The sequence below is a fragment of the Vibrio sp. R10-SG3-ISO10 genome (assembly GCF_059834185.1).
Genome location: NZ_JCBDHG010000012.1, coordinates 13,583 through 33,760, shown reverse-complemented (window position 1 = coordinate 33,760; position 20,178 = coordinate 13,583). Strand labels below are relative to the sequence as shown.

General features: G+C 45.2%; 20 protein-coding genes. 11 read left to right on the top strand and 9 right to left on the bottom strand.

Features of this window, described 5'->3' with window-relative positions; translation table 11 throughout:
- The 5 genes from AC6R16_RS05550 (at position 1) to ybaK (ending at position 4,915) form a co-directional block, all read left to right on the top strand.
- Positions 1-384 carry a SirB2 family protein gene (locus AC6R16_RS05550; RefSeq protein WP_004747076.1) on the top strand — a complete coding sequence of 128 codons (384 nt, stop codon included), beginning with the start codon at positions 1-3 and terminating at the stop codon, positions 382-384.
- 33 nt (positions 385-417) lie between these two features.
- A complete protein-coding gene (locus AC6R16_RS05545) occupies positions 418-1,227 on the top strand; it encodes a SirB1 family protein (protein WP_004747075.1) in 810 nt (269 codons plus the stop codon).
- A 46-nt stretch (positions 1,228-1,273) separates the two neighbouring features.
- The gene (gene kdsA / locus AC6R16_RS05540; protein ID WP_004747073.1) at positions 1,274-2,125 is read left to right on the top strand and encodes a 3-deoxy-8-phosphooctulonate synthase; all 852 of its coding nucleotides are present in this window, start codon (positions 1,274-1,276) and stop codon (positions 2,123-2,125) included.
- A 569-nt stretch (positions 2,126-2,694) separates the two neighbouring features.
- Complete coding sequence (gene ushA / locus AC6R16_RS05535; protein ID WP_004747071.1) at positions 2,695-4,356, top strand: bifunctional UDP-sugar hydrolase/5'-nucleotidase UshA; 1,662 nt, start codon at positions 2,695-2,697, stop codon at positions 4,354-4,356.
- Positions 4,357-4,441: 85 nt separating this feature from the next.
- Positions 4,442-4,915, top strand: a complete 474-nt coding sequence (ybaK, locus tag AC6R16_RS05530; protein WP_500673831.1) for a Cys-tRNA(Pro) deacylase — start codon at positions 4,442-4,444, stop codon at positions 4,913-4,915.
- 319 nt (positions 4,916-5,234) lie between these two features.
- Here ybaK and AC6R16_RS05525 read toward each other — a convergent pair whose 3' ends face one another.
- The gene (locus tag AC6R16_RS05525; RefSeq protein WP_239854691.1) at positions 5,235-6,479 is read right to left on the bottom strand and encodes a uracil-xanthine permease family protein; all 1,245 of its coding nucleotides are present in this window, start codon (positions 6,477-6,479) and stop codon (positions 5,235-5,237) included.
- A gap of 260 nt (positions 6,480-6,739) precedes the next feature.
- Between AC6R16_RS05525 and AC6R16_RS05520 the strand changes: the two genes are divergently transcribed.
- On the top strand, positions 6,740-8,002 hold the full coding sequence (locus tag AC6R16_RS05520; RefSeq protein ID WP_500673830.1) for a DUF2066 domain-containing protein: 1,263 nt from the start codon (positions 6,740-6,742) through the stop codon (positions 8,000-8,002).
- Between the two features lie 69 nt (positions 8,003-8,071).
- Here the strand turns inward: AC6R16_RS05520 and AC6R16_RS05515 are convergent, their stop codons facing one another.
- Genes AC6R16_RS05515 through bepA form a run of 4 tightly spaced genes read right to left on the bottom strand, consistent with a single transcriptional unit; the run spans position 8,072 to position 10,882 of the window.
- The gene (locus AC6R16_RS05515) at positions 8,072-8,497 is read right to left on the bottom strand and encodes a DUF2069 domain-containing protein (RefSeq protein ID WP_069666930.1); all 426 of its coding nucleotides are present in this window, start codon (positions 8,495-8,497) and stop codon (positions 8,072-8,074) included.
- Positions 8,498-8,499: 2 nt separating this feature from the next.
- On the bottom strand, positions 8,500-9,069 hold the full coding sequence (gene wrbA, locus AC6R16_RS05510; protein WP_500673829.1) for an NAD(P)H:quinone oxidoreductase: 570 nt from the start codon (positions 9,067-9,069) through the stop codon (positions 8,500-8,502).
- On the bottom strand, positions 9,066-9,410 hold the full coding sequence (arsC, locus tag AC6R16_RS05505; RefSeq protein WP_494504603.1) for an arsenate reductase (glutaredoxin): 345 nt from the start codon (positions 9,408-9,410) through the stop codon (positions 9,066-9,068). Before arsC ends, wrbA begins: the two co-directional genes overlap by 4 nt.
- 17 nt (positions 9,411-9,427) lie before the next feature.
- Complete coding sequence (bepA, locus tag AC6R16_RS05500) at positions 9,428-10,882, bottom strand: beta-barrel assembly-enhancing protease (protein WP_500673948.1); 1,455 nt, start codon at positions 10,880-10,882, stop codon at positions 9,428-9,430.
- A gap of 245 nt (positions 10,883-11,127) precedes the next feature.
- Between bepA and AC6R16_RS05495 the strand changes: the two genes are divergently transcribed.
- From AC6R16_RS05495 to AC6R16_RS05485, 3 genes are all read left to right on the top strand, one after another.
- Positions 11,128-11,370 (top strand): sulfurtransferase TusA family protein, encoded by a 243-nt coding sequence (locus AC6R16_RS05495; RefSeq protein ID WP_425665995.1) that lies wholly within the window; start codon positions 11,128-11,130, stop codon positions 11,368-11,370.
- Complete coding sequence (locus AC6R16_RS05490) at positions 11,371-12,435, top strand: AI-2E family transporter (RefSeq protein ID WP_004747045.1); 1,065 nt, start codon at positions 11,371-11,373, stop codon at positions 12,433-12,435.
- A gap of 207 nt (positions 12,436-12,642) precedes the next feature.
- Complete coding sequence (locus tag AC6R16_RS05485) at positions 12,643-14,514, top strand: methyl-accepting chemotaxis protein (RefSeq protein WP_500673828.1); 1,872 nt, start codon at positions 12,643-12,645, stop codon at positions 14,512-14,514.
- A 68-nt stretch (positions 14,515-14,582) separates the two neighbouring features.
- Here the strand turns inward: AC6R16_RS05485 and bcp are convergent, their stop codons facing one another.
- The gene (gene bcp, locus AC6R16_RS05480) at positions 14,583-15,053 is read right to left on the bottom strand and encodes a thioredoxin-dependent thiol peroxidase (protein ID WP_500673827.1); all 471 of its coding nucleotides are present in this window, start codon (positions 15,051-15,053) and stop codon (positions 14,583-14,585) included.
- 12 nt (positions 15,054-15,065) lie between these two features.
- The gene (locus AC6R16_RS05475) at positions 15,066-15,608 is read right to left on the bottom strand and encodes an ACT domain-containing protein (protein ID WP_494504606.1); all 543 of its coding nucleotides are present in this window, start codon (positions 15,606-15,608) and stop codon (positions 15,066-15,068) included.
- 299 nt (positions 15,609-15,907) lie between these two features.
- On the opposite strand from AC6R16_RS05475, the gene dapA reads away from it, so the two are divergent.
- The gene (dapA, locus tag AC6R16_RS05470; protein ID WP_494504607.1) at positions 15,908-16,786 is read left to right on the top strand and encodes a 4-hydroxy-tetrahydrodipicolinate synthase; all 879 of its coding nucleotides are present in this window, start codon (positions 15,908-15,910) and stop codon (positions 16,784-16,786) included.
- A 58-nt stretch (positions 16,787-16,844) separates the two neighbouring features.
- Positions 16,845-17,867 (top strand): outer membrane protein assembly factor BamC, encoded by a 1,023-nt coding sequence (gene bamC / locus AC6R16_RS05465; protein ID WP_500641679.1) that lies wholly within the window; start codon positions 16,845-16,847, stop codon positions 17,865-17,867.
- A gap of 85 nt (positions 17,868-17,952) precedes the next feature.
- Here bamC and AC6R16_RS05460 read toward each other — a convergent pair whose 3' ends face one another.
- Both AC6R16_RS05460 and rnt read right to left on the bottom strand, forming a co-directional pair.
- Entirely contained in the window at positions 17,953-19,278 is a 1,326-nt protein-coding gene (locus AC6R16_RS05460) for a Na+/H+ antiporter NhaC family protein (protein WP_494504609.1), read from the bottom strand.
- Between the two features lie 20 nt (positions 19,279-19,298).
- Positions 19,299-19,967 (bottom strand): ribonuclease T, encoded by a 669-nt coding sequence (gene rnt / locus AC6R16_RS05455; RefSeq protein WP_500673826.1) that lies wholly within the window; start codon positions 19,965-19,967, stop codon positions 19,299-19,301.
- Positions 19,968-20,178 lie beyond the last annotated feature (211 nt).

Here is a 20,178-nt window from a genome sequence, read left to right as displayed (position 1 = left end):
ATGTACGAAGGTTTAAAACATTTTCACCTGCTCACTATCGCCATCAGCGCTACATTATTATCGGTACGATTTGCCATGATGATGGCGAATTCACAACTGTTAGAAAAGAAGTTCTTCAAAGTATTCCCGCACATTAATGATACGTGCTTACTGTTATCAGGTATTGGATTGATCTTCATTACTGGTTTTATTCCATTTACCCCAGCTGCACCTTGGCTGACGGAAAAGATTACTTGTGTCTTGGCTTATATTGCACTTGGTTTCTTCGCCCTAAAACTTGGCAAGAATAAGCTGCTAAGAACCTTCTCATTCTTTGGTGCATTAGGATGGCTAGCGATGGCAGGTAAAGTTGCTGTCACTAAGACGCCGATGTTCTTTGGATAATATTTTTTGGTTAACGAGGTTATGACAACCCATATGCTTGAGTTATTTGATGAAGACTTTGACGCCATGGAGCTTGCTGAAGGTGCACTGGCGTTAAATAAAGCGATCAATCCTCAAACCCAAGTCCATTGGGCAGAAGCAGAGTTAAGTCGGCTGGTACAAGAAGCTGAACTTGCTCTGGTTCATGAAGTGAACGACAAGCAGCGCTTTGAATCCCTATTGCGTCTCTTCTACTACGAGTGGGGGTTCCAAGGTGATAGAGAAAGCTATTTCCATTCAGAAAATGGTTTTGTCGATAAAGTGCTTGAAACCCGTAAAGGCATTCCTGTCAGCTTAGGGGCAATTTTACTCTATATTGCCCGTAAACTCGGCTTTCCTCTAGTAGGGGTAACTTTTCCAACTCAGTTTCTTGTTAAGCTTGAGTGGTATGGTGAGAAGCCGCTGTACATTAATCCATTCAATGGGGAGTATGTGACGGAGCATACGCTTGGTGCTTGGTTAATCGGTCACAAAGGCCCGCTTGCTAAGCTAGAATCGAAGCACCTATTAGAGACGGATAACCCAACGGTCATTGGTCGATGGTTAGCCTTACTGAAAAGTGCTCTGCTTAGAGAAGAGCGCTATACTTTGGCGTTAAAGTGTACCGATCTTGCGTTGACCTTTGTCCCTGATGACCCATATGAAATTCGCGATCGTGGATTTATTTATCAGCAGCTTGATTGTCATCAAATTGCATTGAGTGATTATCAGTATTTTATCGACCAGTGCCCTGATGACCCAGCGGCAGAGCTGCTCAAGAATCAAGTCAACGCCATGAGTGAAACTCAGGTGACCTTACATTAAGTCCATCTCTTCGGAGCTGGCACGACATCGAAATAGAGAGAAGAACATGGAACAGAAAATTGTTCACGTTGGTGATATTCCAGTAGCGAACGACAAGCCATTCACGCTGTTTGCAGGCATGAACGTTCTAGAATCGCGCGATCTTGCAATGCAGATTTGTGAGCACTACGTAAAAGTCACAGAAAAGCTAGGTATTCCTTACGTATTCAAAGCGTCATTTGATAAAGCAAACCGTAGCTCTGTGCACTCTTATCGTGGTCCTGGCTTAGAGGAAGGGATGAAAATCTTCCAAGAGCTGAAAGACACCTTTGGCGTTAAGATCATCACTGATGTTCACACTGAAGAACAAGCGCAGCCAGTGGCTGATGTGGTTGATGTTATTCAACTTCCTGCGTTCTTAGCTCGTCAAACTGACCTTGTTGAAGCAATGGCAAAAACAGGTGCAGTGATCAATGTTAAGAAGCCTCAGTTTATGAGCCCAGGACAGGTTGGTAACATCGTCGACAAGTTCAGCGAGTGTGGTAATGAGAACATCATTCTATGTGAACGTGGCTCTTGCCATGGTTACGACAACCTAGTCGTTGATATGCTTGGCTTTGGCGTCATGAAGAAAGCGTCCAACGGTAGCCCAATCATCTTTGATGTAACACACTCACTTCAGATGCGTGACCCTTCTGGTGCTGCTTCTGGTGGCCGCCGTGAGCAAACTGTTGAGCTAGCAAAAGCGGGATTAGCGACAGGTATTGCAGGTCTGTTTATCGAAGCACACCCGAACCCAGATCAAGCCCGTTGTGATGGTCCATCTGCTTTGCCGCTGGATAAACTAGAGCCGTTCCTAGCGCAAATGAAAGCACTTGATGATCTGATCAAAGGTTTTGACCATATCGATATTAAGTAGTGCTCAATATTGAATTTAAACAAGCCAGCTAATTTGCTGGCTTTTTTGTTCTTGGTTCTTCATCAATTAATAGCCCTTAATCACCTGTCTACAATCAAATAAATTAAAGTTGTTATAATATAACAATTGTGCACTCGTTTAGCTCCTGATTATCCGATGAAAATTCTAATCCTGTTGCCCTTGCTAAATTAATTTCTCGACATTTGTTTTGTTATAACATAACGAAAAGTGGTTGTGTTTGGTTGTTAACATTCACGAAGTTCGCCTTTTATGTTGATTAAATAACCTAAGTCACAATAGCGCTTAAAACGTTATTTCTCTCAGACAAACGTTTGCTTGTGATCTTATATTTGCGCCTGTGTAATTCTGGGCATTTATTACATGATTAATGGTTATTAAGAGTGATCCAGTCATCATAAATATGAAATTCAAGTGTCACTTTCGTCACCTTAATTTAAACTAGTTCAAGTTTTACTGCTCTATCAGCCTGTTATTTTCCAAGTCTGTCTATTCACAGAGAGCAGTATAAAAAAGCAGTGGAAACCCCTAAAAGTTCAAAAGGTATGACAATGAAGCAAGGCCTGATCGTAAAAAGCGCTATTAGCGCAGCTATCCTGGCAACTCTAGCTGGTTGTGCAACGGCACCACAACACGAGTGGGAAGCAGACAAAACTTATAAGTTGACTGTTCTACATACTAACGACCACCACGGTCGCTTCTGGCAGAACAAATACGGCGAGTACGGCATGGCTGCTCGTAAAACACTGATTGATGAGCTTCGTGCAGAGATCGCTGCAGAAGGTGGTAGCTCGCTACTGCTATCTGGTGGTGACATCAACACTGGTGTTCCAGAGTCAGATCTACAAGATGCTGAGCCAGATTTCAAAGGCATGAGCAAAATTGGTTACGATGCAATGGCACTTGGTAACCACGAGTTTGATAACCCTCTTGAAGTTCTAATGAAACAGAAAGAGTGGGCTAACTTCCCAATGCTTTCTGCAAACATCTACGACAAAGAGACTGGCGAGCGTATGTTCCAGGCTTACGAGATGTTTGACCTACAGGGTATTAAAGTTGCCGTTATCGGTCTAACGACAGAAGATACGCAGAAAATCGGTAACCCAGAATTTATCGGTGGCATCGATTTCCGTGACCCTAAAGAAGAAGCGAAGCAGCTAATCGCTGAGCTTGAGAAAACTGAAAAACCAGATCTTATCTTCGCGGTTACTCACATGGGCCACTACGAAGATGGTAAGCGTGGCGTAAACGCGCCAGGTGATGTAGCACTAGCTCGTTACCTAGATGAAGGTTCTCTAGATATGATCGTTGGTGGTCACTCGCAAGAACCTGTATGTATGGAAGCGCCAAACGTTGTTAAGAAAAACTTCAAGCCTTCTGATGAGTGTAAGCCAGACCTACAAAACGGCACTTACATCGTTCAGGCGCACGAGTGGGGTAAATATGTAGGCCGTGCTGATTACGAATTCCGTAACGGCGAGCTACAAATGGTGAGCTACGACCTAATCCCAGTTAACCTGAAGAAAAAGGTTAAAATTGATGGTAAGAAACAGCGTGTTCTTATCGAAGATGAGATCGCAGAAGATACTGAACTGCTAGAGTTCTTACGCCCTTACCAAGAAAAAGGTAAAGCGCAGCTAGACGTTAAGATTGCTGAAACTAACGGGAAGCTGGAAGGTGACCGTAACGTAGTTCGTTTCCAACAGACTAACCTAGGTCGTCTAATCGCAACGGCTCATATGGAGCGCGCGAAAGCTGACTTTGCTGTAATGAACTCTGGTGGTGTGCGTGATTCTATCGCTGCGGGTGAAGTGACATACAAAGACGTGCTGACGGTACAACCATTTGGCAATATCCTGACTTACACAGACATGTCTGGTCAAGAAGTGATGGATTACCTAAACGTTGTTGCAACTAAGCCAGTAGACTCTGGTGCGTACGCTCAGTTCGCAGGTATCTCGATGACAGTTGCTGATGGTAAAGTTTCAAACGTGTTCATCGGTGGTAAACAGCTTCGCCTAGATGAAACGTACCGCTTTACAGTGCCTAGCTTCAACGCATCAGGCGGTGACGGCTACCCTAAACTAATGGGTCACCCAGGTTTTGTTAACACTGGTTTCGTTGATGCCGAAGTACTAAAAGAGTACCTAGAGTCAAACAGCCCAATCGACGTGAACAAATACGCACCATCAGGTGAGATTGTTTACAAGTAAGTTGACACCAACTTATAACGGTCTTTAAGCTAAAGCGCTGCTCAAATGAGCAGCGCTTTTTTGTTTGTCTAAAGTTGGAGGGAGTATGACTCCTGCAATAAATCTCGCTAAGAAGAAAAAAATTGCTCACACCATTCACCAGTACCATCATGACCCTAGAGCCGAAAGCTATGGTTTAGAAGCGGTAGAGGCACTTGGGCAAAACCCTGAACAGGTCTTCAAAACCTTGCTATTTTGCTTAAATGGAGAGCCGAAAAACCTCGCGGTTGCGGTGATCCCCGTTGACCAGAAGCTCAACCTAAAGCAGGCAGCCAAAGCGGCAAAAGGCAAAAAGGCAGAGATGGCTAATCCGGACATAGCGCAGAAAACCACAGGGTATGTCGTGGGCGGCATCAGCCCACTTGGACAGAAAAAGTCTCTACCAACGTTTATTCATCAAAGTGCCATTGGACAAGAAACGATTTGTGTCAGTGCGGGTAAGCGAGGTTTGGAAATTGAGTTATCACCGCAAGATTTAGCAAGCCTAACCCGCGGTCAGTTTGCTGAGTTGTGTGGGTAGGGGGTTAGGGAACGGACTTCGTCCTTCGGGATTCTGGAACGGACTTCGTCCTCGGGAACGCTTCGCTATAGAAAGCGAGATCGGGCTTCGCCCTGCGAGAAAATAGGTGTTTACTCTTTAAGTAAAGATGAGCAACGATAGTTTTCTAGTTTTCTAGTTTTCTAGTTTTCTAGTTTTCTAGTTTTCTAGTTTTCTAGTTTTCTAGTTTTCCAAAAAAGGGTTGACGCAAAACGCCAACCCTCAAAACACTTCGATTCTCGATTCTCGATTCTCGATTCTCGATTCTCGATTCTCGATTCTCGATTCTCGATTCTCGATTCTACTTCGTTTCTTCTTCCATCTGTGCATTATCGACGACGTGGTTCTCGCCCAAATCTTTTGGTAGAACTAGGTTAAGTAGAATCGCCACGATACCACACAGGCTGACACCTTGTAGGCTGAACTCACCGATACCGAAAGCCATACCACCGATACCAAACACTAGGGTAATAGCAACGATGACTAGGTTGCGAGACTTGTGAAGGTCAACATTGTTCTTAATCAGCGTGTTTAAACCTACCGTCGCAATCGAACCGAACAATAGGATCATGATGCCACCCATAACAGGCATAGGGATGGTTTGTAGCACAGCACCGAGTTTACCGACTAATGCGAGAACAATGGCACTTACTGCAGCCCATGTCATGATGACTGGGTTAAACGCTTTGGTCAGCATGACTGCGCCAGTTACCTCAGAGTAGGTGGTATTTGGCGGAGCACCAACCATTGACGCAGCGATAGTCGCCACCCCGTCACCGGTAATCGTGCGATGTAAACCTGGTTTTTTAATGTAGTTTTTGCCTGTCACGTTCGAAATTGCCAGCATATCGCCAACGTGTTCTACAGCCGGAGCAATCGCGACCGGAATCATAAATAGGATCGCGTTGATGTTAAATTCAGGCGTTGTAAAGTTTGGTAGAGCAAACCAAGCCGCTTCATGTACTGGTGTAAAATCGACAATGCCGTAGCCAAGACTCAGTGCGTAGCCAACAACAATGCCGCCTAGAATAGGGGTTAGTTTTAGGAAACCTTTGGCGAACACACTTAAAACAATCGTGGTAAGCAGCGAAGCCACTGAAATAACCAGTGAAGCGTCTGCGTCGATGACTTGAGATCCGTCTACCTTACCCAGCGCCATGTTGACTGCGACTGGAGCCAGACCCAAACCGATAACCATGATTACAGGGCCAACCACAACCGGAGGAAGTAGTTTATGAATGATTTCAACGCCACGTACTTTGATCAGTGCACCCATCGCAACGTAAACAAAACCTGCTGCCATTAGGCCACCCATGGTCGCAGGGACGCCCCAAGTTTGAACGCCGTAAAGGATAGGAGCGATAAAAGCGAAAGAAGAGGCAAGGAAGATAGGGACAGAGCGGCGGGTAACAAGTTGAAATAGAAGGGTTCCGACACCTGCACCAAATAGAGCAACACTAGGATCTAATCCTGTCAGCAATGGAACTAATACAAGAGCACCAAATGCGACAAACAACATCTGCGCACCTTGAATGGCGTTTTTCATGGGTTATTCCTTTATGTGGCAAAGCTAAAAGCAGTATGAAACTACTCAACAAAAATAAAATTCGCGGGATTTTATCATTATGCCAATCGTTTGCAATCTGAACTGGATCAAATAATTCACTATTTATCTATTCGTCAATGTGATGACACTGTGAGGGGAAATTTAGAATCAAGCCAAGTTTCTTGACCTTTAGTTGCTCCAGTCTCGATAGTTGCTTATCATCAACGTTTAACGTGTAAGAAACTGATCTTAGGAAGTGTATGCGTCATCTAGCTTTGTTCATTTTGGGACTGGTCGCTCTACCTGCATTGGCTTTAACCAATGTCGATCTGTACCAAACGGAAGTTGTATTAGACCAAGCGGCTGACAATGCCGATGCCAAAGCGCGAGCTGAAGGCATGAAAGAAGTGATAGTGCGTGCTTCAGGGGACCGTAATGCAGTGTCCAATGAAGTGGTGCAAAAGGCGCTAAAACAGAGTTCTCAATACGTAGCTCAACTTAGCTACGGTCAAGTCAATGAACAGCAATCATTACGCATGGTGTTTAGTGCGCCTCATATTCGTTCATTACTGAGTCAAGCTCAGTTGCCGATTTGGCCTGCCGCTCGCGCGAATTTATTGGTTTGGTTAGTCGAAGAAGGGCAAGCGGATCGCAACATCATTTGGGAACATTCACCCTCATTGGTGTTAGACCAAATGAAGCAGCAAGCGGTAAAACGCGGCCTGCCACTCACAGTACCTGTCGGTGACTTTGATGATATCACTGGTGTTGCCGTCTCTGATTTGTGGGGTGGTTTCATTCAACCTGTAGGCCAAGCGAGTCAGCGTTATCCAGTTGATGGTGTGCTGGTGGTGAAAGCGCAAGGCAATAGCTTAAGATGGACCTTATATGATCAGCGTCCTGCTTCAATTGGTGTTACTCGTCAGGCTCCTTTAGCTGGTTCTAACAATGGTATTGATGCTGCGGATAAAATGATTAACCAGATCAGTGATTACTATGCCAAGAAGAGCGCGGTTGTGGTTGCAAGTGAGTCTTCAGAAGCGGTAAAAGTTCGATTTACTGAGCTCAATGATGCAGTGAGCTTTTTTACTTTAGAGAACCAACTGAAGAAGCTAAGTTCAGTGGCATCGATTGATATCCTTAAAATTCAAGGCAATCAAGTGACATTCAACGTGCACCTACTGTCTACTCAACAAGAGTTTGAACAAGAAGTGCGCCGTATGCGTGATGTGACTCAGCTTGAAAGTGTCACGGATGAGCCGCAAGTTATCGCTCCTGAAGTGATTGAACCTTCTATTGAGGCATTACCTGTCGAGGGTGATAACTTAGCTCAAGCTAATGAGGTGACAACTTTTGAGCCGGTACAGGCTATTGAAGCTGCACCAGAAGTGATTCCGACAGAGATGATCTTGCTGTTTGAGTGGCAAGGTAAGCCGTATGTTGCTCCGACTGCTGAAGAGGTTCAAACAGACGCCTCAACGGACAGCGAGATTACTGAGCAAGAAGTTATCAGCGAGCAGTAACAAATAGAGAAAGGGTCTGGAATTCCAGACCCTTTTTATCTCAACCAGAATAAAAATCTGGCTATCCATTTATTCCGACTCGAAGCGTGCTTTTTCTTCTTTCTCGACTTTAGACAATCGTTTCAATTTCATTCCTAGCTCTTTACCTCTCTCTCTGGCGTAAAGAATATTGCCAAAGAAAGCCAGCGTAGTAAGAACAAGCTCAACAACCGCTAGCCAACGTTCACCGTCATCGACGTACAAAATCGTAAATCCATGCAGGAAGTAGAGCATTAAAACAAAGTTTGCCCATGCGTGAGTGTAAGGCTTTCCGGCTAAAATGCCCGGTAATGGAAGCAATAGAGGAACTGCCCAAGCAATCGCTAGCGTGGTACTACTGATATGTGGATGCGGAGAAAGCGATAGCTGCCAAATCATGATCCAAGCGAGTAGAGCAAGATTACCAAACAGAGCCAATAGACGATAAAGCTTAGTTGTTGATTGCATCTCTTGCATGATTATTGGTCCTTCAATTTTAAAGCAGTTCGGGCTAAGCGTTTACCCAGTTGCTGCGATAGTTCAATCTCATCTTGACTGAGTGTCGAACCGTTCGCACTCACTGATGTCGCTCCGTATGGCGTACCACCACTTTGCGTGGTATGAAGTTTAGGCTGCGAGTATGGGATACCCATAATCATCATGCCATGGTGCAACAAGGGAAGCATCATGCTTTGCAGCGTGGTCTCTTGACCGCCATGCAGGCTTGATGAGGAGGTAAACACACACGCAGGCTTGTCGATCAGGTCTCCAGATACCCAAGCAGAGGTGGTTTTATCCCAGAAATGCTTAAGCGGAGCCGCCATATTGCCGAACCAAACTGGGCTACCCATTGCTAGGCCATGGCATCGCTTTAATTCGCTGAGCGTGATGATCGGATCATCCGCGGAGCTTTCGCCCTCAATTTCATCAACCGTACGCAAAATCGCTTCACACTGAGGGATGGATTCCACCCCTCTTGCTATCTGCCGGGCAATAGCTTGTGTCGAACCATGCCGACTGTAATACAAGACGACGATTTGGCAACTCATAGAATGTCTAGTACTTGCTCCGGTGGTCGACCGTGCTTCGCCTTACCATTCGCAACAACAATAGGGCGCTCAATCAGTTTTGGGTTTTCAACCATGGCTTTAAACAAGGTCTCATCATCCGCAGACTTGAGTTCCAGTTCTTTGTAGATATCTTCTTTGGTGCGCATCATATCGCGGACTTCTGAAACACCCAGTTGAACCATCAGTGTTTTCAGTTCATCGATACTCGGTGGCGTATCTAGGTATTTAACGATTTCTGGTTGAATGTTTTTTTCTTCTAACAGAGCCAGTGTTTGACGGCTTTTAGAGCATCGAGGGTTGTGATAAATCACGACTGACATAGAGTTTTCTCCATTTATTATTGTAAAGCTAAGAAACGATCCCTTTGAACCATCAGTTGGTCAATTCGGGCATCATATCTTGCTTGCTTCAAGCTTCCCAGCTCAGCGATTTGGCTAGCCTGGGTGTAATACTGAATTGCCTTGTTCCAATTTGCTTTTAGCGCGAGAATTTCAGCGCGTGCGGCTAAGTCTTCGTCACTGACACCTAGGTGAATATTGGCTTCAGACAGCAAGTGCCAGCCATTCACATCTTTTGGATTATCATGGGTATAACGCTGCAGCACTTTTATCGCTTCTTCGTTTTTATCTTGCTCCATCAAAACGTTAGCGTAATTGATCGTCAGTACCGCATTGTTAGGTGCCGATTTTAAAGAGCGCTTCAGCATCTGCTCGGCTTTTTCGGGTTGTTTCATTGCGATATAGAGATCAGACATCGCATCCAGATAAAAACGGTTATAAGCATCAAGCTTTAATAGGCTTTGTAAAATGGTGTGCGCTTCTTCAAGTTGATTAGTGTCTAAGTAAACTAAGGCTTTGCCATATTGAAGAGAAGGTTTGATGTTCTCTGGCGCTCTTTTCTCTTTTCGATTCATCCAATCTAGAGCAGCTTTGCCTTCGATACCCGTATAGCGAGCAACCACACGAGCGCGAGCAAGGTGGTAGTTTAACGAAGGGTCAACTCGACGAGCGGGGTAGTTTTGCGCGCGGGCACGGCTGTCGGTAATACGATCTTCAGGTAGCGGGTGAGTCAGCAGCATTGGCGGTGGCTTACTCGCGTAGCGGAACTCATCGGCTAGGCGGCCAAAAAATCTCGGCATTGCGTTTACATCAAAGCCTGCTTTCGCCATGGTGCTAATACCAAATCGGTCAGCTTCTTTTTCGTTGCTGCGAGTATAGTTAATTTGACCTTGCATATTACCCGCAGTGGTTGCGGTTATTGCTGCCATACCTGCTTGCGGTGAAGCAATCGCGAGTAACAAAGAACCTGCTAAAGCGGCCAATGTCGCTGGTGAACGCCTCGCTTGTTCTTCCATGCTTCGTGCTAAGTGGCGCTGGGTAACGTGCGCGATTTCGTGCGCAACAACAGAAGCAAGTTCACTTTCACTTTGGGCATAAAGAAACAGGCCAGAATGAAGCGCGACATAACCACCGAAAAACGCAAATGCGTTGATATTTCGGTCGCGAATCATAAAGAAGGTAAACGGAGTTTTCACATCAGACGCATTGGCGACAAGGCGATGACCTAAACTATCAATATATTCATTCAGTACCGGGTCATTAATGATCGGTGAACTGTTACGAAGCATACGCATATAAGCATCACCGTACTGCAACTCTTGAGCGATAGTCAAAGTGCCGCTAGCTGCCGTGCCGATATCGGGAAGATTGAGGTTGTCTGCAAGTGCTGGAGCCGGAGTGCTTAATGCGGTGGCGAGACAAAGACAAACGAGTGATCGCGTATGTTTAAACATATTGGACAGGTAATACTCCGTTGATTTTTTCATCCTTGCTAAGCTTATCTTAACAAGACGGGTATACGCTTGGACACCATATCGCAGAGATGGTTTCCAATTCGATAAGTGATTCATTCGGTGAATGTGAAAACATTCATTCACCATTAGGTAACAGTCGTGAGCTTGACGCAACTATTTGCACTGACGCCTGCAAAAAAACACTATACAATACCTACCCGTAATAATAAGCATCGAGCGAAAGAATGGAACCGAATATTTTGGATTTACGCCAAGAACGTTGCCCTATGGCACTGTTACTTGCTAAGCGTCACACAAAAGATTTGGTTGCCGGAGAGCAAATTCTATTGTTGGTTTCTGATTCCAGTTCTTTCGCAGATATTACTCAGTATCTTCAAAAACACTTATTTGAACTAATCTGTGAAGAGAAGGATGGTTATTATCGAATGCAAGTCAGTCGAGCTACAAAACCAAAGGAAGTATGTTGAATGTTTGAAATGGTAAGTCGCTGGTATAAGCGACGTTTTTCTGATCCACACGCCGTAAGTCTTGTTGCGATTCTTCTTTTCGGCTTTATTACGATCTACTTCTTCGGCAATTTGATTGCACCGTTGCTGGTGGCAATCGTGCTTGCTTATCTGCTTGAGTGGCCTGTGGTGCAGCTTTCTCGCTTAGGTATTCCAAGAACACTGGCGGTTATTCTTGTTATCCTCGGCTTTAGTAGCCTAATGCTAGTCGCCATTTTCGGTTTGGTGCCGACGATCTGGGAGCAGGTTGGTAACTTAATCAATGATATCCCAACCATGTACGGCGGGTTGCAAGCCTTTATCGCCGAGTTGCCACACCGTTACCCAGAACTAGAAAACTTTCAAATCGTAGAGTCACTTGTCACAAACGCCAAAAACCAAGTGATTGTGATGGGCGAGACTGTTGTGAAGGGCTCACTTGCGTCACTGGTAAGCTTGGCCACCTTGGCGGTTTATTTGATTTTAGTGCCACTTTTAGTCTTTTTCTTGCTCAAAGATAAAGACGAAATGCTGGATATGACCAGTGGTGTTTTACCGCGCAACCGTCGTTTGGCAACTAAAGTTTGGGATGAAATGAACGAGCAAATCTCCAACTATATTCGTGGTAAGGTGATGGAGATTCTCATTGTCGGTGGTGTCAGTTATGTCACCTTTGCCATCCTTGACCTTCGTTATTCAGTGCTACTGGCTGTGGCGGTCGGCTTCTCTGTATTGATCCCTTATATTGGTGCTGCGGCGGTAACGGTACCTGTAGCAATTGTTGGCCTGTTCCAATGGGGCTTAACGCCACAGTTTTATTGGCTGCTGATTGCTTACGGCATCATTCAGGCTCTTGATGGCAACGTTCTGGTTCCGGTTTTATTCTCCGAAGCGGTAAACCTACACCCTGTCGCGATTATTGTGGCGGTTCTTGTATTCGGTGGTTTATGGGGTTTCTGGGGGGTGTTCTTCGCGATTCCACTCGCCACTTTGGTTAAAGCAGTATGGAATGCTTTGCCAAGTCATGATGATGAAGTCCCGACATAGATAGTCTCGGCAAGTGCAAACGATTACATAAAAAGCCCTAAAGTTTCTGCTTTAGGGCTTTTTATTTGTGCTCTAGTTGGCATTTTGAGCAGTAATAGAATTTACTTAAGCAGTGAATTGTAAGAAATTTCTTAAGTAAACGTTATCCGGGACGATAACTATACTAATTACAATAACAAAAAGCTTGCTGACTAATTGAGGGAAAATATGAAATTTAGCCAAAAAATCGTTGCGGCTTCATCAGCGCTATTGCTGGTAACCGTAACCCTGTTGTCGATTCAACAGCTAAGCACGGTAAAGCAGGAAGTCGAAGCGCTCGTCGATACTAGTCTCACAGAGATGGTTAAAGGGGTGAAAAATACAGTCGTATCAGAGATGGAGAGTAAAAAATCTCTCGCTCAATCTACGACAGAAGTTCTTGAGCTCGATCCTCAGAATCGACAGCTTGTGAAACAGATTCTTGAAAAACCAGAGCTAAAGGGAAGTTTCCTCGCAGTGGGCTATGGTTACGAGGCAGATGGCTTCGTTGTCGAAAATGATGATGGTTGGGAAGCTGGTCCTGACTATGATCCTCGTGTACGCCCTTGGTTTAAAGATGCGAAAGCACAGGGTAAGTTAGTTGTTACTGACCCATATGTGGATGTCTCTTCGAAGAAAGTGATCATTTCTATTGGTACGCCAGTGAAAGAGAATGGTCAGTTTATGGCAGGTATGTTCTACGATATGGAATTAGGTGGTTTGGCTGATCTTGTCAACAGCGTGAATCTCCTTGATGCCGGTTACCTATTCATTGTAACGGCAGACGGTACGACGATTGCTCACCCACAAGCGGAAAACAATGGTGAAAACCTAACCAAATACTTGCCGCAAGCGAAAGTTCAGGAAGGCAACCAGAAGTTTGAACAAGATGGTCAGCGCTTACTTGTTCACTTTACCAAAGTTCCTTCAGAAAACTGGTACATCGGTGCCGTTGTTGACGAAGACATCGCTTTTGCTGCCGTTGCTGATATGCGCAACAGCTCAATCCTATACGTAGTAATTGGTGTGATACTCAGCGTGGTCGTCCTTAGCTTCCTAATCAAAGCACTGATGAAGCCCCTAGCGACTCTAAACGATGCGATTCAGGATGTGGCATCAGGTCAAGGCGATCTAACTAAGCGTTTGGATACCAATACTGATCAAGAGTTCGCCCAGTTAGCGGAAGGATTCAATACCTTTACTGAAACCTTGCAGAAGCAGATTCAGCAATCGAAAGCGATTGGTGCAGAAATCCTACGTGGCACTGAGATGACCGTTGTCGGCGCGCAGCATTCTGCAGGCGCAATGCGTAGTCAACTTGAAGAGCTAGAGCAGTTAGCGACCGCGATGAACGAGATGGCGGTAACGGCGACCGAAGTAGCAAATAATGCGCAAGGAGCAGCTGCAGCGGCGAAAGAGGCGGATGATGCGACTCAAGATGGCTCATCGGTAGTGAGTGATACGACTAACTCGATAGATATGCTCTCTTCACGTATTGATCAAGCTGTCGAAGAGGTTCAAGGCCTTGAATCGGCAACAGCCAACATTGAGACTATCTTAAAAGTTATCAATGATATCGCTGACCAGACTAACCTATTGGCACTGAATGCGGCGATTGAGGCTGCGCGTGCCGGCGAATCAGGACGCGGATTTGCGGTAGTAGCAGATGAAGTCCGTACTCTGGCGCAGCGTACTCAAGAATCAACGACAGAAATTCGTAGCATGATCGAACAGCTTCAAGCAGGTGCTAGCTCGGTATCAGCAGCGATGAATGAAAGTAAAAACACTGCGGTTGATGCGGTAGACAAAGCACAAGCGGCCGATGGTGCATTGCAGCGCATTCGCGAAGCGATTCAACGTATCAGTGATATGAACATGCAGATCGCATCTGCAGCTGAAGAGCAGAGCTTGGTAGCTGAAGAGATCAACAGCAATACAGTGAAGATTAAAGATCTGTCTACTCAAGTCGCGGATTCAGCAGAAGAAGCAAACATGGCTATGCAGGTTCAAACTGAAAATGTTCGTGAGCAAGATGCCATCCTAAACAAGTTTATTGTTTAGTAAGCCTGTTGCTCCCAATAAATAAAAACGCCAGCGATAATGCTGGCGTTTTTATTAGGGAAAGCTAGTTACTTATTGTCGTTCAAGTAATCTAGTACTACTTCATGGTGTGTTTTTGTCTTGAACTTATTGAAGACGTGCTCAATCACGCCTTCTTCGTTGATCAGGAAGCTAATACGGTGTAGGCCATCGTAAACCTTACCCATAAACTTCTTTTCGCCCCAAACGCCAAACTGGTCAGCAACCGCATGGTCTTCATCAGACAAAAGAGTGAAGTTAAGTTCATCGCGCTCAATAAACTTACCCAAGCGTTTAACTGGGTCGATACTAACACCTAAAACGACAACATTGTGAGCATCAAGCTCTGCTTTCACATCGCGTAGGCCCTGCGCTTGAACGGCACACCCAGGCGTCATGGCTTTAGGGTAAAAGTAAAACAGTACTTTTTTACCTTTGAAATCACCTAGAGAGACGGTTTCGCCATTTTGGTCAAGTAAAGAGAAGGCTGGCGCTGGTGCACCGGCTGTGAGCGTGTTCATTGAGATTCCTTTTTATTGGCTGTTTTTTAAGAAATTTAGTGAGCCTTGTACGCTTAGCTTTTGACAAAGAGTATCGAAATCCTCTTGCAGTTGCATAAGATTACAACCAGAGTCTACTGTCGCAGTAATCGCGATATGGAACTGATCGTTTTCAGAGTTGATTTTTTCTTTATCAATGGTTTGCGCACTGAGTGACGAAAGCCCAATGTTCTTCTCGGCGAAAAAATTGGTGAACTTTTCGGTCAGCCCCGGCTTGTCATCTGACTCGACAAACACCTCTAAGGTGTAGGTATTATCAAGATGAGCGTGAGTAGAAGTACGCTTCATAATGGTGATCAGATCATGCTCTTGACCAAGCAGTGGCAAAGTGGTTTCAACGCGAGTCACTGCCGCGTTGTTGCCCGTGAGTAACATGATAAGGGTAAATTCATTGCCAAATAGGGCGATACGACTGTCAACAATATTGCATCCAGACTGAGTGACCAGGTGTACAACTTGATTGCATACGCCTGGGCGATCTGTTCCTACCGCAGTAATCACCAGATGTTGAGTCATAGGGTCACTTCTATCAAAGTTAGGTTTATTAATGAGATAGCTTAGCACAGTTGTTTGGCAGAAAAATGGCCTCTGTGCGCTTTTCTATCTAGCTTTGAACGTATTTTAGTCTAACTCGTCGCACTCGGTTAATTCCTAACTTGATACTGACACGGGCTGAAATGAAAGGAGTAAGTTGCCAAAGTTCTAACATCTGATAAATATTCATTCATTTAGGTGATTTAAGCGGCTTTAAGTGCTTGTCTTCATCAATCGCCTTACAGTACCATGCGATTAGTATCTAAATTAGGGAGAAAGACATGTTTTCAGGAAGTATAGTAGCGTTAATTACACCGTTTAATCATGATGGCGAAGTAGACTACGTGAGCCTGAAGAAACTGGTGGAGTACCATGTAGCAGCGGGCAGTGATGGCATCGTTGCAGTGGGTACCACTGGTGAATCGGCGACGCTGACGATTGAAGAGCATGTCAAGGTGGTAATGAAGACGGTTGAGTTTGCAGAAGGCCGTATTCCTGTTATTGCAGGAACAGGAGCAAATGCGACTCATGAGTCGGTGACTTTCAGCCGCCTATTAAACAACTCTGGCATCGCAGGTTGTTTAAGCGTGACTCCTTACTACAACAAACCGACTCAAGAAGGTTTGTTCCAGCATTACAAAGCGATCGCAGAAGAGAGCGATGTACCACAAATTCTGTACAACGTACCAGGTCGAACTGCGGTAGACTTACTGCCAGAAACGGTTGCGCGTCTTGCTGAGATTGAAAGCATTGTTGCACTTAAAGATGCGACGGGTGATTTAAGCAGAATTGCAATTCATCGTGAACTTTGTGGCGAAGATTTTATCTTACTAAGTGGCGATGATTCTTCAGGCCTAGAATTTGTTAAGCAAGGTGGTAATGGTGTTATCTCTGTTACCAACAATATTGCCGCTGAAGATATGGCGAAAATGTTCAGACTTGCGAGTGAAGGCAAGTATGAAGAAGCAGAAATCATCAACCAACGTTTAATGCCGCTGCATAAAAACCTATTCGTAGAGTCAAGCCCAATTCCAGTGAAGTGGGCCGCGCATAAACTAGGTCTAATTGAACACGGTGGTCTGCGTTTACCGCTGACAGAGCTGTCTGAAAATGCCCGCCCAATTGTGGCACAAGCAATGACGGAAGCTTGCATTTACTAAATTTAAAGATGGATTGCCGGAGTGAAACCACTCCGGCATGTATGTATCAGGAGTTTCAATGAAATTGTCTCACCAGCTAGTCGTCAGTTCACTAGCTGTTTTTGTTTTAAGTGCTTGCTCAGGCAGCGCAGCGCAGCGTCGTCAGGCAAAGGATGACTTCGAATATTTGAACACGCCACCTTTAAAAGAGTGGCAGCTAGCCGATGGTGCTACGCCTCAGTTCTACACCAACTACGATATTCCTCAAGGTAACTTCACGGGAGGAATTGGTAAAGAGGTTGATATTCGTTCTCCTCAGCAAATTCTAGAGCTAATCCCAGGCGCGCGTGCTGAACGCAAACAAGGTGAAACAACGCTTTGGCTACTTCGTGAAGATGAGCTTAATAAAGTTTGGCAAACTGCCTTGAAGATGCTTCAAGAGCAGGGCATAGCAGTTCGTGAGCAGACAGACACGCGGCTAGAAACCGATTGGGTGACATGGACTGAAGAAGACGAAGAGGTTGAAGTAGGTTCACGTTATGCAATCGAACGTATCTTGGTTGGTGGCCGTCATGGTTTCAAGATTTCCCTGATCGATTGGCGTGAAGGTGGTAAACAGGTGCCTGTTACCGCGACCAACAAAGAGCGTTATAACGCGTTGATGACGAACTTAGTGACTGCACGCTATGACCAAGATCTTCGTGAAGAAGCGGCGCGTAAAGCGCAAGAGTTAGTGAAGCAGATCCCTATCTCTATGGGCTCTGACCGCAGTGGCTTCCCAGTTATTATTGCTCGTACACCATACAATGTACTTTGGTTACGTCTGCCAACGCTACTTCCAGAGATGGGCTTTACTATTGAAGAGCGTAATCAGTCTCAAGGTACTGTGAAAGCGAAGTATGCGACGCCTGATGACGAGTTTTGGACTGAAATTGGCGTGAAACCAATGGGACTAGCATCGGGAACTTATACTTTCCTACTTGGTGACCTTGGTAACCGTACTTCAATTAACGTCACTGACTCGGCGGGTAAGCCGGTAGAAGAGGCGTTACTACAAGATATGGTGCCTGTTATTGCAGCAGTTGCTGAACAAGCAGAGTAGTAACGAGCTGATAGAACCTACAAAAAAAAGCTGACATGATGTCAGCTTTTTTTATATTTATGTGCCATAAGGTGGCAAAGATTAGCTACAGCACCATAGCGGCAATCCAGCCAAATACGATCAATGGGATATTGTAGTGGATAAAGGTCGGTACTACCGTTTCCCAAATATGTTCGTGTTGGCCATCAGCGTTTAGACCTGATGTCGGACCTAACGTTGAATCTGAAGCCGGAGAGCCAGCATCACCAAGCGCCGCCGCTGTGCCGACTAACGCGATAGTTGCCATTGGTGAGAAGCCAAATGCAGCCGCTAAAGGCACATAGATGGTCGCTAGGATTGGAATGGTTGAAAATGATGATCCAATACCCATAGTCACTAATAAGCCAACTACCAGCATTAACAGGGCAGCTAACGGTTTGTTATCACCAATGCTTGTTGATAGCGCTTCAACTAGCGACTCAACGCCACCCGTCTGCTTCATTACCGCGGCAAAACCTGCTGCTGCGATCATAATGAAGCCAATCATCGCCATCATGTGAACACCTTTAGTGAAGACGTCGTGCGTTTCTTTCCATGCAATAACACCACCAAAAGTAAATACCATAAAGCCAGCTAGACCACCGATGATCATAGAGCCAGTAGAAAGCTGTACGCTCAATGCAGCGACGATACCTGCCGCAGCTACAAGAATGTTTTTCTTGTTGATTGATTTAGGGTTCTCTTCAACATGAGTCAATTCTGTTTCTTGGTACTGTCGAGGCTTACGGTAGCTAAAGAAAATCGCCGTAAGCAGACCAAAAATCATTCCAGCCGCAGGAAGTAGCATTGCGACTGGCACTTGGCTAGCGACAACATTTTCCAGACCGTTCTCGTGCAGGTTTTTTAGCAGAATGTTGTTTAAGAAAATACCACCGAAACCAATAGGTAGAACCATATAAGGTGTCACCAAACCGAAGGTAAGCACACAGGCGATCATACGTCGGTCTAGGTTAAGCTTGGCAAACACGCCTAACAGAGGCGGAATGAGGATCGGGATAAAGGCAATGTGGACAGGAATTACGTTTTGCGATGACATAGTGACTAACACTAAAGCAATCAGCACAGCGTATTTTAGGCCAGTTGAAGCTGACGCATTCTCTTTGCCGTGGATACGTTTGATAACGCTATTTGCTAAAAGGTCGGTAATTCCAGAACGGGAGATAGCAACAGCGAAAGTACCAAGCATGGCGTAGCTAAGTGCGATAGTCGCACCGCCTCCAAGCCCGCTTTCGAAGGCAGCAACCGCTTCATTAAGTTCCATGCCAGAAACCAAACCACCTACAATGGCGCTAAATGTCAGTGCAACGACGACATTAACGCGCATCAGTGCTAAGGCAAGCATGACACATACAGAAATGACAACAGGGTTCATAATTTACTCGTGTGTTGTGTTTACATTAATTCTTTTATTTCTTCTTCAGTAGCATCAATCAACGGCCAACCACCTAGGGCTTTCCATTTGTTGACGATACCGCAGAAGAGCTCTGCCGTTTTTTGGGTATCATATAGAGCAGAGTGGGCTTCTTTATTGTCAAACTCCATCCCAGCGGTCTTGCATGCTTTAGCCAGTACTGTTTGACCATAGGCCAAACCACTTAACGTTGCAGTATCAAACGTTGCGAAGGGATGAAAAGGGACGCGTTTAAGCTTGCTACGCTCGCTCGCTTCCATCACGAAGCTGTGATCGAAATTTGCATTGTGAGCTACCATAATTGCACGGCTACAATCTGCGGCTTTTTGCTCTTTGCGCACCAACTTATAAATCTCTTTGAGAGCTTCAGATTCTGTCACTGCGCCACGAAGTGGGCTAAACGGGTCTCGAATGCCGTTAAATTCGAGAGCTTCTTTTTCTAAGTTAGCGCCTTCAAATGGCTCGACATGAAAGTGAATGGTTGAGGCAGGGACAAGATCGCCGTTTTCGTCCATTTTTAAAGTAACGGCGCAGATTTCGAGTAGCGCATCGGTCTTAGCGTTGAACCCGGCAGTTTCTACGTCAATAACGACAGGAAAGTAGCCGCGAAATCGTTTTTTTAGCGTCAATGCTTCGTTTTCAATAGTCATGTGTGCTTAAAATTATGTGACAGGGCAGGCATTATTGCAGATTCTTTAAGCGAGAAAAACCGTTAATGCTGATTGAAAATGAATCATTGGTAATTTGTCCTATACAAATCAGTTGGCGGGATTTTTGCATTGATATTTGTGAAGGTAATCGGGTGGCAAAAATAGCGGCCCAAATAGAGTTAAGAGATGAAGTATTCTATGAAGAAGTGGT

What these genes read in the sequence shown, in the direction of transcription:
- bepA (WP_500673948.1), bottom strand. Translation starts at nt 10,882, where the DNA reads ATGTTTAAACATACGCGATCACTCGTTTGTCTTTGTCTCGCCACCGCA.
- bcp (WP_500673827.1), bottom strand. Translation starts at nt 15,053, where the DNA reads ATGAACACGCTCACAGCCGGTGCACCAGCGCCAGCCTTCTCTTTACTT.
- AC6R16_RS05460 (WP_494504609.1), bottom strand. Translation starts at nt 19,278, where the DNA reads ATGAACCCTGTTGTCATTTCTGTATGTGTCATGCTTGCCTTAGCACTG.
- AC6R16_RS05525 (WP_239854691.1), bottom strand. Translation starts at nt 6,479, where the DNA reads ATGAAAAACGCCATTCAAGGTGCGCAGATGTTGTTTGTCGCATTTGGT.
- AC6R16_RS05495 (WP_425665995.1), top strand. Translation starts at nt 11,128, where the DNA reads ATGGAACCGAATATTTTGGATTTACGCCAAGAACGTTGCCCTATGGCA.
- AC6R16_RS05515 (WP_069666930.1), bottom strand. Translation starts at nt 8,497, where the DNA reads ATGCAAGAGATGCAATCAACAACTAAGCTTTATCGTCTATTGGCTCTG.
- AC6R16_RS05550 (WP_004747076.1), top strand. Translation starts at nt 1, where the DNA reads ATGTACGAAGGTTTAAAACATTTTCACCTGCTCACTATCGCCATCAGC.
- wrbA (WP_500673829.1), bottom strand. Translation starts at nt 9,069, where the DNA reads ATGAGTTGCCAAATCGTCGTCTTGTATTACAGTCGGCATGGTTCGACA.
- AC6R16_RS05490 (WP_004747045.1), top strand. Translation starts at nt 11,371, where the DNA reads ATGTTTGAAATGGTAAGTCGCTGGTATAAGCGACGTTTTTCTGATCCA.
- arsC (WP_494504603.1), bottom strand. Translation starts at nt 9,410, where the DNA reads ATGTCAGTCGTGATTTATCACAACCCTCGATGCTCTAAAAGCCGTCAA.
- kdsA (WP_004747073.1), top strand. Translation starts at nt 1,274, where the DNA reads ATGGAACAGAAAATTGTTCACGTTGGTGATATTCCAGTAGCGAACGAC.
- AC6R16_RS05545 (WP_004747075.1), top strand. Translation starts at nt 418, where the DNA reads ATGCTTGAGTTATTTGATGAAGACTTTGACGCCATGGAGCTTGCTGAA.
- AC6R16_RS05485 (WP_500673828.1), top strand. Translation starts at nt 12,643, where the DNA reads ATGAAATTTAGCCAAAAAATCGTTGCGGCTTCATCAGCGCTATTGCTG.
- AC6R16_RS05520 (WP_500673830.1), top strand. Translation starts at nt 6,740, where the DNA reads ATGCGTCATCTAGCTTTGTTCATTTTGGGACTGGTCGCTCTACCTGCA.
- AC6R16_RS05475 (WP_494504606.1), bottom strand. Translation starts at nt 15,608, where the DNA reads ATGACTCAACATCTGGTGATTACTGCGGTAGGAACAGATCGCCCAGGC.
- bamC (WP_500641679.1), top strand. Translation starts at nt 16,845, where the DNA reads ATGAAATTGTCTCACCAGCTAGTCGTCAGTTCACTAGCTGTTTTTGTT.
- dapA (WP_494504607.1), top strand. Translation starts at nt 15,908, where the DNA reads ATGTTTTCAGGAAGTATAGTAGCGTTAATTACACCGTTTAATCATGAT.
- ushA (WP_004747071.1), top strand. Translation starts at nt 2,695, where the DNA reads ATGAAGCAAGGCCTGATCGTAAAAAGCGCTATTAGCGCAGCTATCCTG.
- ybaK (WP_500673831.1), top strand. Translation starts at nt 4,442, where the DNA reads ATGACTCCTGCAATAAATCTCGCTAAGAAGAAAAAAATTGCTCACACC.
- rnt (WP_500673826.1), bottom strand. Translation starts at nt 19,967, where the DNA reads ATGACTATTGAAAACGAAGCATTGACGCTAAAAAAACGATTTCGCGGC.